This window comes from Streptomyces sp. NPDC058459, from assembly GCF_042721685.1.
In the GTDB taxonomy this organism is placed as follows: domain Bacteria; phylum Actinomycetota; class Actinomycetes; order Streptomycetales; family Streptomycetaceae; genus Streptomyces.
This window is the reverse complement of the sequence record NZ_JBHXLV010000199.1, coordinates 1-11,879: the sequence shown is the minus strand read 5'-3', so window position 1 is coordinate 11,879 and position 11,879 is coordinate 1. Positions and strand designations below refer to the sequence as shown.

At 66.9% G+C, this 11,879-nt stretch carries 10 protein-coding genes and 1 pseudogene; 2 read left to right on the top strand and 9 right to left on the bottom strand.

The genetic code is table 11. The features are described from left to right. Nucleotides 1-249: 249 nt before the first annotated feature. Nucleotides 250-714 carry a MarR family winged helix-turn-helix transcriptional regulator gene (locus ACFWN1_RS27000; protein ID WP_384367152.1) on the top strand — a complete coding sequence of 155 codons (465 nt, stop codon included), beginning with the start codon at nucleotides 250-252 and terminating at the stop codon, nucleotides 712-714. Between the two features lie 456 nt (nucleotides 715-1,170). Here ACFWN1_RS27000 and ACFWN1_RS26995 read toward each other — a convergent pair whose 3' ends face one another. The 5 genes from ACFWN1_RS26995 to ACFWN1_RS26975 form a co-directional block, all read right to left on the bottom strand. Beyond that, a complete protein-coding gene (locus ACFWN1_RS26995) occupies nucleotides 1,171-1,767 on the bottom strand; it encodes a response regulator (protein ID WP_384367149.1) in 597 nt (198 codons plus the stop codon). Between the two features lie 56 nt (nucleotides 1,768-1,823). Further along, nucleotides 1,824-1,979: a hypothetical protein gene (locus tag ACFWN1_RS26990; RefSeq protein ID WP_384367146.1), complete on the bottom strand. Its 156-nt coding sequence runs from the start codon at nucleotides 1,977-1,979 to the stop codon at nucleotides 1,824-1,826. Nucleotides 1,980-2,074: 95 nt separating this feature from the next. Continuing rightward, entirely contained in the window at nucleotides 2,075-3,307 is a 1,233-nt protein-coding gene (locus ACFWN1_RS26985) for a sensor histidine kinase (protein WP_384367143.1), read from the bottom strand. Nucleotides 3,308-3,380: 73 nt separating this feature from the next. After that, entirely contained in the window at nucleotides 3,381-4,202 is an 822-nt protein-coding gene (locus tag ACFWN1_RS26980) for an ABC transporter permease (RefSeq protein WP_384367140.1), read from the bottom strand. Further along, nucleotides 4,199-5,209 carry an ABC transporter ATP-binding protein gene (locus ACFWN1_RS26975; RefSeq protein WP_384367137.1) on the bottom strand — a complete coding sequence of 337 codons (1,011 nt, stop codon included), beginning with the start codon at nucleotides 5,207-5,209 and terminating at the stop codon, nucleotides 4,199-4,201. Before ACFWN1_RS26975 ends, ACFWN1_RS26980 begins: the two co-directional genes overlap by 4 nt. Before the next feature lie 896 nt (nucleotides 5,210-6,105). Here ACFWN1_RS26975 and bla point away from each other — a divergent pair. Beyond that, on the top strand, nucleotides 6,106-7,035 hold the full coding sequence (bla, locus tag ACFWN1_RS26970) for a class A beta-lactamase (RefSeq protein WP_384367155.1): 930 nt from the start codon (nucleotides 6,106-6,108) through the stop codon (nucleotides 7,033-7,035). A 400-nt stretch (nucleotides 7,036-7,435) separates the two neighbouring features. Here bla and ACFWN1_RS26965 read toward each other — a convergent pair. From ACFWN1_RS26965 to ACFWN1_RS26950, 4 genes and pseudogenes are all read right to left on the bottom strand, one after another. Then, nucleotides 7,436-7,639: pseudogene (locus tag ACFWN1_RS26965) on the bottom strand (IS5/IS1182 family transposase); the annotation flags it as partial. A gap of 319 nt (nucleotides 7,640-7,958) precedes the next feature. Then, nucleotides 7,959-8,645 carry a response regulator gene (locus ACFWN1_RS26960; protein WP_384367134.1) on the bottom strand — a complete coding sequence of 229 codons (687 nt, stop codon included), beginning with the start codon at nucleotides 8,643-8,645 and terminating at the stop codon, nucleotides 7,959-7,961. 1 nt (nucleotide 8,646) lies between these two features. After that, nucleotides 8,647-9,846, bottom strand: a complete 1,200-nt coding sequence (locus tag ACFWN1_RS26955; RefSeq protein ID WP_384367131.1) for a sensor histidine kinase — start codon at nucleotides 9,844-9,846, stop codon at nucleotides 8,647-8,649. 468 nt (nucleotides 9,847-10,314) lie between these two features. Continuing rightward, nucleotides 10,315-11,879, bottom strand: a 1,565-nt coding sequence (locus tag ACFWN1_RS26950; RefSeq protein WP_384367128.1) for a SpoIIE family protein phosphatase, incomplete at its 5' end; no start/stop codon positions are given.

Sequence of the window (11,879 nt, the reverse complement as noted above, 5' to 3'; positions counted from 1 at the left end):
CCTCCTCACCGACCCGGGTGAGGAGGGCCGCCTCTGGCCCGCTGGTTGTATCGTGTTGTCCTTCCGCTCGGATGGGGGCTTCATGGGCGGCTCACCAGGCTGCCCCCTCTTCTGTGAGACAGTCGCCACACCGACTGGTGGTGAAGGAGGCCAACGGCACCTCCTGGAGCCGCAAAATGGGTATGACCTTCGCCGACAGTCGCGTTGGAGCTATGGATGAGCTGCCGAAAACCTCGTTAGGCTCGTCTCATGAACGCATCACCTCACCGGCTGACCCAGGAGCAGCAGGCTGCCTGGGACGGTTTCATCCGTATGCAGGAGAAGCTCATCGGGCGGCTCTCTCGACGGATCCAAGCTGACTCTCGTATCTCGGCCTCCGACTTCATCGTGCTAGCCAAGCTCTCGGCCGTCGGTGGGCAGATGCGCTTCATGGACCTGACGAATTCGGTCGAATGGGAGAAGAGTCGCATGTCCCACCAAATCGGTCGCATGGTGAAGCGCGGGCTCGTAGCCAAGGAGGACTGTCCCGAAGACGGGCGGGGGGCGTTTGTGGTTGCTACCCCGACCGGTTACCAGGCGATCGAGAACGCCGCACCTCAACACGTCGTGCATATCCAGCGACTCTTCTTCGACGTCCTTACGGAGGATGAGGTCGCTGCAATGGCTGGAATTTCGGCCAAAGTTCTCCGGCACCTCGAGACGCAGTCTGATTGACCAGTCGCGTGTCGGAGGTAACCAGATGCGCCTGGAGCATCGACGCGCGTCCATGCCTTATTTGGAAGCCTCACGCCTATAATCTCAGCGTAGAAACAGCAAGTGAAAGGCTCACCCCCGCTCTGTGGTATGCGAGACGCTTGCAGACGATGCGTGCGAGAGTGACTGATCGACGATACCCCCTGGTGGTGAATTCCGCCCACTGTGAGCGCGCTCGGCCTCTGCTTGCTGCTCTCCGCCTTGCTGATTGCTTGATGGCCCCGGCTCTTCCCTGTGCCGGATAGCCCATATTCCGCCAGCATCGACACGGTGAGCCTATCGCCTATGGCCCATCGCGCAATTCGCCTCATTGCTCCGATCACCGCGGGGATTGTGCTCGTTCCAGGCGCGTGTCCACTGGTGGAGGACGGTGCGGATTTGCTCGAAAAGAGGCAAGGGCACTCCGGATTTCTGCAGCTACAGCCAGCCACGCTCACGTGCGATATAGACCGCTGCGTGTCGGTTGTCCGCCCCAAGTTTGATGGCTGCTGAGGAGAGGTAGTTGCGCACGGTGCCCTGCGAGAGGCCGGCCCGCTCGGCGATCTCCAAGACAGGCGCGCCGTCTGCGGCCATGTCCAGTATCTCCGCCTCCCGTGCGATGAGTGGAGAGTCGCCGGCGGCGATGGCATCGGCGGCCAACCCCGGGTCCACGTAACGACTCCCGGCGTGAACCGTGCGGATGATCTCGGCCAGTCGCTGGGCACTTACGGTCTTCGGCACGAAACCGCGTACCCCCACGGAAAGGGCGCGTTTGAGGTGCCCCGGTAGGCCATGGCTTGTCACAATCAGGATGACGCACTCCGGCAGTTGGGCCCGCAACGATTCAGCTACGCTCACACCGTCCGCGCCAGGCATCTGCAAATCGAGGACGGCGACATCGGGTCGGTGCGCCAGAGCCATTGCCAACGCCTCGGGACCGGCGGCCGCCTCGGCCACTACTGTCAGGTCGTTCTCCAGGGAGAGGAGCGCGGTCATCGCGCCGCGGATCAAATGTTCGTCGTCGGCGAGCAGCACCCGTAGCGCCGGTACACCCGCCGCCGATCTGTTCCCGGTCTCCTGGCCCTTTCCGCTCACTCGTCCACCTCTTCCAGAGGTTCCGATGCCTCCGTGCCGGACGCGGCCAGCTTCCGGGACTTCTCCTGATGTGCTTCATGTTGAGCGGACAGTTGCCCGCTCAACCCGGCGACGACCATCAGGGCATCCTCCAGGGACAGTAGTGCGGCCATGGTCCCAAGAGTCAGTTGCCTGTCCTCCGCCGGCGGTACAGGCCGCGGAGGGTCAGCCGCAGGCTGTGTGTCCCGGATGGCATCGCGTTCCCCCCTCATGCCGTCGCCACTTCCACCGGCACCGGCACCGTCGCCGTCAGCCTGAAGATTCCTCGTTCCCCGTGCCGCGCCTCCAGGGTGCCGTCCAATGCGGCCAGCCGTTCGCGCAAGCCTGCCAGTCCCCAACCGTCTGCACCCGCCAACTCCTCGGAGGCCCCGTTGTTCTCGACGGTGAGCACCACTCGCTCTTGCCCGCGAAAATCCACCGGAGTGACCGAAATGGCGATGGAGCACCACTTGGCGTCGCCGTGCCTCAGCACGTTGGTCGTCGCTTCGCGCACCACCCACCCCAGGGCCGCATGGACGGCGGTTGGCAGCTCCAGTCGGTCCGCACCGGCAACGAAGCAGCGGACGCCCGCCGATTCGAGCACGCTCACCGCGCCTGAGAGTTCGACCCGCAAATCTGCCTTCCGGGACCCGCGGACCACCTCTCGTACGTCTCTCTGGGCGTCTTGAGCCAGGCGCTGCACCTCAACCATCTGGTCCACGGCCTCCGGCCGGCCGCGCCGCACCATCTGCAGGGCGAGCTCACTCTTGAGCGCTATCAACGCGAGATTCCTTCCCATCACGTCGTGCAGATCGCGTCCGAAACGCAATCTCTCCTCGGCCACTGCCAGCCGCGCTTCGGTATCCTTGCTCCGCTTCAGCTCCCATATGAGTGAGAGCGACCAGGCGCTAGGCCGCCCGACGGATGCCGAAAACAGAAGGCCCATCAACACGATCGGAGGTGCCACTGCAAGGCCCATGCCCCGCTCACCCGTCGCCGCCAGGAATGCCGTGCCCATAAGTACCGCCACTCCGCTCACGGCGATGAAGACCCGCACTGAGACCACCATGGCGAGTGGGACGGCGAACGGGACGGGGGCGAACAGCAAGGCTGTGTGCGCTGCCTGGTCTGACAGTCTCGCGGTCGCTTCGAAGCCCGCGACAGCTGCCATGAGGAGCATCACCAGCCCTCCGCACCATGCCAGGTTTGTCCAGGGAGCCGGCCTTCGGTGCATGTAATAGTCCAGTGCCTGTCGGACCGCACTCACACCGCTGTAGGCCAGCCCTGCTGCGAGAACCATGACCAGTGCGGCAATGACCAGAGGCAAGGGCTCGGCCGGCACAGCAAGGAGGATGGGCACACAGACCCACACCAAGAGCATCAGGCAGGACATCACGTGAAGGGTTCCGCGGGTGTAGAAGTCGACCTTCTCGATCTTCGTTCGCCGTCGCCACCCCTTCACGGCTCCAAGCATCTCGCCAGGGCCACGCTCAGTGAGCTTCCCAGCGTGTCGAAGGGTCAATGTTCTGACCGTCTCACCTGCGGGGCTCCCAACGGAATATCCGTCGTGTCGCGACGACTGCGACGGCCGACCATGCGATGGCGCCAAGAAGCTGGAGCAGCATCTCGGTGGTGTCTGTCCTGCCGGTCCAGCCCTCTCGGATCAGCGCGACGACGGGAGACAGAGGGAAGAACTCCAGGAACGGTACGACCGCATCCGGCAACAGCTCCGTGGGCACGAGCATGCCGGATCCGAATGCAGAGACGAGCATCAGGGGAAGGACGGTGATGCCGGCTGTTTCAACGGTGCGCGAGTAAGATGCGGTGAGTGCTGCGAGGCCCGCCGCGATAACCAGCCCGGTGAGTACGCCCGCGATCAGCCACCAGAAGTGCGATGGTGCGCCGGCATCCAGAGCAAGAGTTCCGCCGACTCCCAGCAGCGCCATCTGCACCAGCCCGGTGAACAGCATCGGTGTAGCGGTGCCGAGGAGGATCTCGTTGTCGCTCAGCTCGCCGGTGCGCAGCCTTTTCAGAACCAGTTCCTCGCGTCGGGCTACGAAGGCCGTGGTGAGGTTGTTGTAAACGGCGAAGAGCAGGACGAAGCCGATAGCGCTGGGCAGCAGCACCGATGTCACGTCGAGCCCCGTGCCAGCCAAGTCGAATTCCTCGGCCGCCGCTCTGAAGCTGAAAGTCAATAGCACGGGCATGAAAAGCGCGATGAAAACGGCACTCTTGTTTCGCATCAAGAGGGTCAGTTCGGTCCGGCCGATCGCGGAAATCCGGCCGTACGCCGTCGTACTGCGCCGCGCTGGCCGGAGTGCGTCATGCTTGCGCGGATATGTTCCGGTCATGCTCATGCCGCTGCCCCCCTCCCGACCTGCTTCGCGCTCCGCAGCTCCATTGGCCGGCGGTTTTGGTCGTCGGCCTGGTCCGTCGTGCCCTCGTCGTCCTTAGCTCGCTGGGCGATACGCAAGAAGGCCTCCTCAAGGGAGGCAGACCGGACGTCCAATCGGCTCAGCTCCAGATGGGCTGCCTCGGCCCACACCAGCAGCCGCGTCGTCGTCTGCTGGAGATCGTTCGTCCATAGTCGGACGAGGTGGCCCGCGGTCTCGTGGCCAGTCACTTTCAGCGAAGGGAGGGGCGGAAGATCACCCAAGTGGTATCCGGTGGGCAGTTCGAATGAGATCTGTGACGGTTCCGCAGCCACGACATCGGCGAGACGACCTTCCGCCGCGATCCGACCGCCGTGCATGATGGCGAGCCGGTCGGCCAGGTCTTCAGCCTCGGCGAGGTAGTGGGTGGTCAGCAGCACCGTCGTTCCGCTGTCGCGGAGGGCGCGGACCAACTCCCACGTGCTGTGCCGTCCTTCGGCGTCGAGGCCCGTTGTCGGCTCGTCGAGGAAGAGGACCTCGGGGTTGCCGAGGAGGGCGAGCGCGAGGTCCAGCCGACGCTTCTCGCCCCCGGACAGCGACTTCACCCGCACCTTTGCCCGGTGGGAAAGCCCGACTTGGTCCAGCGATTCTCCGACGGGCCGCGCGCCGGAGGTGACGCCCTCCCACATCTGCACGGTCTCGGCGACGGTCAGGTCCGAAGGGAAGCCGCCTTCCTGCAGCATCACTCCGATGCGCGGGCGCACGGCCGCACGCTCGGTGAACGGGTTGTGGCCAAGCACTCGCACCGAGCCGCCGGCCGGGCGGGCGAGCCCCTCGAGCAGTTCGACTGTTGAGGTCTTGCCTGCTCCATTTGTCCCGAGTAGCGCGAACAGCTCACCACGTCCAACGGAAAAGGAGACGCCACGCACCGCCTCGTACCCTCCGGCATAGGTTCTCCGCAATTCCCGGGCCGTGATTACTTCCTGATTCATAAGTAGAGCATTGCTCTACGGTTGCCACCACGGTAGTGTGAGTTGTCATGAGTATTTATGACACATGTCATCTCGCCGTATGACAAATGTCAGAAGATCAACTGGCGGCGGGCCGGAGGCTAGGGGGACTGTGCGATCGCAATCAGCTGCGCCTCATTCACGGGCCCGTCGATGTGGACAATTAGCGAATCGCTCGCAGGGCAGGAAGCTGCGCTGCCAAGTTCAGTTCGCCTTCCGAGTTTCATGCGGATGCCCCGTAGCCGACACGTGAGTTTAATCCGGAACGGGCGCCGGGTAGGCGTTGGCGCAGAAGGCGGCCTCCTCGCCGCCGCCCGGCCAGAAACCGCATCTGGACAGCTCTCACGAGCAGCCCTCGACCATCACCCAGTCCCCGCAGTTGGCTACGGGGATGCGGGAGAACCAGTCGTGCGGAGAAACGGGTGCGTGCCATGGCCATCGCTACCCAGAAGAAATACACGGGACTGACCTGGCCCGCAGCAGCTGGCGTCAGAACAGGGTGGCCGCGTCATCTTCGTAGAGCGACTCGAGCGTGTGCATGACGTGACGTCGGCGCCCTTATCCGCTTGTCGACGCAGCGCCCTCTGAGTGGGCGCCTCCATCGGCCAGTCGCTGACTCGATGACGTTTGTCACTTGCAAAGGCAGGTCGTGACCATATGCTGGTAAACGCCCATTCGGAATCTGCCCGGGGAACGCACATCGTGGAAGGCGTTGCCATCTCACCTTGCGATCGCTGCGTACGGGCCTGTTGATCAGCTACCCGGACGAAATTTCGAAACTTGAGCCCCCGTCCGGTAGCACACCGGGGCCATTCCACCTGGCTCCTGACGGCACCTCAGTCATCCTGAGACTACAACTCCTGAGAGTGAGACAGACCTTGCGTCGCATCACCGCAATCAGAGCAGCATCCTCCCGTCGCACAGTGCTGGCCCTGGGCACAGGTGCCGCACTCGCTACGGTGGTGCCCCCCGCGTTCGCCAAGACGCACATTGCGACGCCAGGCGGAACACTCGCCCGGCAACTTCGCGCCCTTGAGGAGCAGTACGCAGCACGCTTGGGCGTTTTCGCACGGCATGCGGGTACGGGCGCGACAGTGACGCACCGCGCCGACGAGCGTTTCGCGATTTGTTCGGTGTTCAAGGGCTTGGCCGCAGCCGCAGTTCTGCGTGACGTTGACCGGCACGGTGAGTTTCTCAATCGACGTATCCGCTATAGCGCCGAATACGTCGAGGCAGCCGGCTACATCCCGATAACGGGTAAACCGGAGAACATCGCCAATGGGCTGACCGGCGCCGAACTGTGCGCCGCAACCGTGAGTCAAAGTGATAACGGCGCCGGTAACCTGTTGCTGAAGGAGCTGGGAGGACCCACTGCCATCACTCGATTCTGCCGTAGCCTGGGGGATCACGTCACCCGTCTCGACCGCTGGGAGCCCGATCTGAACAGCTCGGAGCCCTGGCGGATGGAGGACACCACGAGCCCTCGGGCCATCGGCACGACATACGGCCAGCTCCTGCTGAGCCGCGCGCTTTCTCCCTGCGACAGGAAGAGGCTCAGCGGCTGGTTGGTGGCGAACACCACCAACACCGAGCGCTTTCGCGCCGGCCTGCCGCAAGACTGGGTCCTGGCAGACAAGACGGGTGGCGGCTCGCGATACGGCGTTGCCAATGATGTGGGTGTAGTCCGGCCACCCGAGGGAGCACCGATCGTGCTATCGATCCTGTCGACGAAGTACGATCCGCAGGGGCCTACGGACAATGCGCTGGTAGCACGGGCCGCCGCTTTGGTTGCGGCCGCCCTCACATGATGACGCAGCCCGGCGGCGTAGAGCACCGCGTGGCTGTCCGCCGCCCTCGCCGGGAACTCGGCAGTGGCTTGCCCGGCGTTGCCCCGTACCACCGCTGGCCACCCTTAGAAGCCATCTCATTTGGCGAGTCTGCGGTAGCAGATGAGGGTGCGGGCGAGGCTAGCGGCTATCACTCCTTGGAGTGATAGCCCACTCCGAACTCATCGCTGCGGGTGCCCTCGCGCTTGAAGCTCGGGTGAGAACGGATCTTTCCCAGGGACTTGGCGATGATCTCTGTCGGGTTGCCGCGTCGGATGGTCTTGGGACCCTTGCAGAACTTGCACTCGCCGATGAAGATGTGGCGGTCCTCGACGCGAATGAGAATCTCCGTCTTGCCCTTGCCGTTGAGGTTCAGCAACAGCATGTCGTCGAACCGTGTCGCGATGGCGCGGAACTGCTTGAGGCGGCTGAAGCAGCGTTCGACGACGTTGCGCGCTTCGTAGAGCTCGCGGTCGAAGGCAGGCGGCCTGCCGCCGGCCCAGCCGCGCCGTAGGCGGTTGGCCTTCCGGTCACCCCTCTCCGGAACCACCGCCCGGATGCCCCGGCGACGCAGGGTCTGGCGGATCACCCCTAACCCGGCGGGGAGGAAGTCGGCCGGTCGGAGACGCCGTGCCAGCAGTATCCACCGGCGCCTCAAGAGTCCACTGCGGCTCACTTGGCGATCGGTGAGGCTTACCAGTTGCTGCGTGATGTCGCCGGGTACCCGCCCGCCGAGATCGGGAACCGTCCCCTCGCGGACGGCGAACACCAGGGCTTCGCTGCTTGGTGCTGACGACGGGGCCGGGGCCATCCCCGTAGACGCGAGGACCACTACGGCGGCCCTGGCCGTCGGGCGCCGAAGCGGTCGCGTCGCGGGCGGCGACGGATGCGGCGGCGGGGCTCGGTCACCCCTGCGCGTCTCGGACCATCAGGGCGATCTGGACACGGTTCGTCACGTCCAGCTTGGTGTAGAGGCTGGTGGTGTGGGCCTTCACGGTAGAGACCTTGATGTGCAGGCGGGCGGCGATGGACGGGTTGTCGAGGCCGTCGGCGATGGCCTGAGCGATGGCGTGTTCACGTTCGGTGAGAGAGGCGAGGCGGCGGCGCGCGGCCTCGCGGGCGGAGTCGCGTACGGCGGAGGAGTGCGGGCCGGTCGCCGCGGCGATCACACGGGCCGCGACTGTCGGAGACAGGGCGGGGTCGCCCTGCGCCACCGTGCGCACCGCTTCCAGGAGGCGTGGGGGAGGCGTGTCCTTGACGACGAACCCGAGGGCTCCGGCGCGCAGCGCGCCGAGCACCAGGTCGTCGGAGTCGAAGGTGGTGAGCATGAGGACGCGAGGCGGAGACGGGCGGGTGAGAACGTCGCGGGTGGTGCTGACGCCGTCGCGTCCCGGCATGCGGACGTCCATCAGGACGACGTCCGGATGATGGTCGTCCACGGCGGCGAGCGCGCCGTCTCCGTCGGCGGCCTCGGCTACGACGATCAGGTCCGGTTCGGCCTCGATGACCAGGCGCAGTGCCAGGCGGACCAGTTGGTCGTCGTCGACGATCAGGACTCGGATCGGCTCGGCGGGCTGCCCGTGGCTGTTCACTTCAGGCCCTCCCGGGCTGCTGGTCCGGCCAGGGTAGCCGTGCGGTGAGAAGGTGGCCGCCGTCGGCTGTGGGGCGCTGTTCGAGATCGCCGCCCTCCAGGGTGACACGCTCGGTGAGCCCGAGGAGCCCGAAGCCGGAACTCGGCAGCCCGGCATGCCCGCCGGCCACGGCTGCGGAGTTGCGGATCTCGATGGTCAGTCCGTCGCCCGGAGCGCCCCGCACCGTGACGCGGACGACGGAGCCGGGGGCGTGCTTGGCGGCGTTGACCAGCCCTTCCTGGACAACGTGGTAGCAGGCGCGGTCGGCACCGTCGGGTGGGCTGCCCGACACCCTCGAAGTGAGCCGCACGTCGAGGCCGGCTGCCTGCGCCTCGGCTACGAGTTCCGGGATTCGGTGCAGGGAGGGCGGCTCGGGCTCTGGTCGGTCAGGGTCGGAGCGGAGCACTCCGAGGACGTCTCGAAGCTCCTCCAGGGCCTGGTGCGAGCTGGTCACGATGCCACGGACGAGCATGCGGCTGTCCTCGGCGGTGAGGTCGCCGCGATGGTCCAGCACCCCGGCCTGGAGGGCGACCCGGGAGATCCGGTGCGCGACGACGTCATGCATGTCGCGGGCGATCCGGTTGCGCTCCTCGGCGCGGGCCTGCGCCGTCCGGGCGGCCTGCTCGCGTTCCGCGCTCCGGGCTCGTTCCCGCAGCGAGTGCGTCTCGGCGCGGCGGGCACCGGCCGCCACACCGACGGCCACCGAGATGCCCGCACTCAGCACGGTGAACGCAAGCGACAGCCAGGGCGACGGAGACTCGCCGCGCACCGGGTACAGCGACGCGGTGACCTGGGCGGCCGCCAGGTACACGACGGTGACGCTCCCCGTCCACCAGGGCCGGCGGAGCGCGGCGACCGAGGCGAGGGCCAGAAGCGCGGCACCGGAGGCCAGCACCGACACCGCCGACGCGGCGACGACCGCCAGGGCCACCGGCAGCGGAAAGCGTCGCCGCCGGACGAGGAGCGCCAGGCAGCCGCCTGCCACCAGAGGGTCACCGACGACGAACCAGTAGGCGCCGTCGGACACATACCTGTCCGGCAGCTGGGTCGCGGTCAGGAACCAGTAGAGACCGCCCAGCGCCGCGGCCACCAGAAGGCGCCACGCATGCCGATGTCCCCGGTGGGGTGGTGGGTCGTCCATGGTCGCCGGCGTCTTCCCCATCCTTCCATGATCCCAGTAAGGCGCCCTGTGGCCAGCGGTCCCTGAGGAGGGGGACCTCCGACCCAGGTCGCGGAACACTCCTTCGACCGGAGTCGCAGGGCGGCCCGGTCCCCGGGCCGATGTGCGCGGCACCACCGTGCGGCCGGGACCGGTCGGCGGTCTGCCGCCGCCCTGCCCCACCGAAGGACATCACACGCGCCCGATACTCTCCTCCGCCGTCACGCCCTCCGCCGCCGCACGTACGCTGACGGCGGTCCCGGCGGCCTCGGCCACCCCGGCACCGGGCGCACTGCGCTGGAAACCGTGCGCGACCTCCCTTCCGGGCGCTGCTCAACGGCGACCCGTAGCGACGGACAGGCTGCGGGGCGCGGGGCCCCGTGCGGATGGTGGAGGCCAGGGGCCGTCCGGAGGTGCGAGGGGTCATCGGAGTGGGGTGGGGCAGAGTGGGGTGGGGCGGGGTGGGGCGGGTCAGAGCGGGGCGATCGTGTCCGGGTCGAAGGCGGTCCAGGGTCCCTCCGGTCCCTCGGTGCCCCCGAGCGGTTGGGCGGTCCAGATCCATTTGCCGGACACCGTGTAGCGAGTGCCCCACTTCTCGGACAGGGCCGCGACGAGTTGCAGTCCGCGGCCGCCTTCATCGGTCTCGGACGCCTGGCGGATGCGCGGCATGGTCAAGCTGCCGTCGGACACCTCGCAGATCAGGTCCTCGCCGTGCAGCATCCGCAGGCTTATGGGACCCGTCGCGTACCGGACCACATTGCCCACCAGCTCGCTGGCCAGCAGCTCCGTCGTGGACGACAGCTCATCGAGGCCCCACTCGCCCAGCTGCCGGCGGATGTGACGACGCGCCTGGCCGGCGGCCTGGGGTTCGTCGGGCAGCGTCCACGACGCGATCCGGTCGGCGGGGAGGACGTGAACCTGTGCGATCAGGAGCGCGCTGTCGTCCGCGGTGGGCTGCTCCGGCGGCAGGAGGTCCGCCACGATGCGGTCGCACAGCCGGTCGAGATCGGTCCGCCGGGCGGTGCTGAGCAGCCGTTCGAGTTCGGACAGGCCCTGGTCGAGGGTGCGTTGTGAGGACTCGACCAGCCCGTCCGTGTAGAGGACCAGGAGGCTCTCCTCCGGCACGAGGAACTCGGTGGTGCTCAGGGGCGGTTCCGCGGCCCCCAGCGGTGGGTCCGGGATGAGGTCCAGGAAGCGGACCGAGCCGTCCGGGTGGACGATCGCCGGCGGTGGATGTCCCGCGCTGACGATGGAGCACCGTCCGTCGGTGGAGTCGTACAGCGCGTACAGGCAGGTGGCGTACGAGTCGGGGCCCAGCTCGCCGATCGTGTCGTTCAGGTGGCTCATGATCTCGTCGGGAGGCAGTTCGAAGCCGGCCAGGGTGCGCACGGCCGTGCGGAGCCGCCCCATGGTGGCGGCCTCCGCCAGTCCGTGGCCGACGACGTCACCGATGACGAAGGCGACCCGGCAGCCGGACAGGGGGATGACGTCGTACCAGTCCCCGCCCACCTCCATGTCCCGCCCGGCGGAGAGATAGCGCGCCGCTGTACTGCACTCGGCGATATGCGGCAGGGCTTTGGGAAGCAGGCTGCTCTGCAGTTCGTGGGAGCGCCGGTGCTCCGCGTCGTGGAGCCGAGCGCGTTCCAGCGCGTGCGCGACGAGCGCGCTGTACGCGCTCATCAGGGTGCTGTCCTCACTGCTGAGGGTGGTGTGGGGGTCCTCGAAAGCGACGAGGCAGACACCGAACGTGTGCCCGGAGGCCGTCAGCGGCAGGTAGATCGCGGCGTTCATCCCACTGGCCTTCGTGATCTCGGCGAGGTGCGGGTACCTCAGCAGATGCTGCGGCCGCGAGTCCACGAACACCGGCCGGCCGGTGGCTACCACTTCCCTGACCGGATCACGCTGCTCCAGCACCCGGCCGTCCACGAGGTCGAGCAGCCTCTTCTCCACTCCTCTGGCACCCAGGACGTGCGCCCGGCCGTCCTCCACCGTGTACACCAGCAGGCTGCTGCCGACGAAGGCGCCCAGGACTCGTT

Bases quoted from the DNA above. Each gene is read 5' to 3' on its own strand.
- ACFWN1_RS27000 (WP_384367152.1), top strand. From the start codon at position 250: ATGAACGCATCACCTCACCGGCTGACCCAGGAGCAGCAGGCTGCCTGG.
- ACFWN1_RS26990 (WP_384367146.1), bottom strand. From the start codon at position 1,979: ATGGCCGCACTACTGTCCCTGGAGGATGCCCTGATGGTCGTCGCCGGG.
- ACFWN1_RS26980 (WP_384367140.1), bottom strand. From the start codon at position 4,202: ATGAGCATGACCGGAACATATCCGCGCAAGCATGACGCACTCCGGCCA.
- ACFWN1_RS26975 (WP_384367137.1), bottom strand. From the start codon at position 5,209: ATGAATCAGGAAGTAATCACGGCCCGGGAATTGCGGAGAACCTATGCC.
- ACFWN1_RS26955 (WP_384367131.1), bottom strand. From the start codon at position 9,846: ATGGGGAAGACGCCGGCGACCATGGACGACCCACCACCCCACCGGGGA.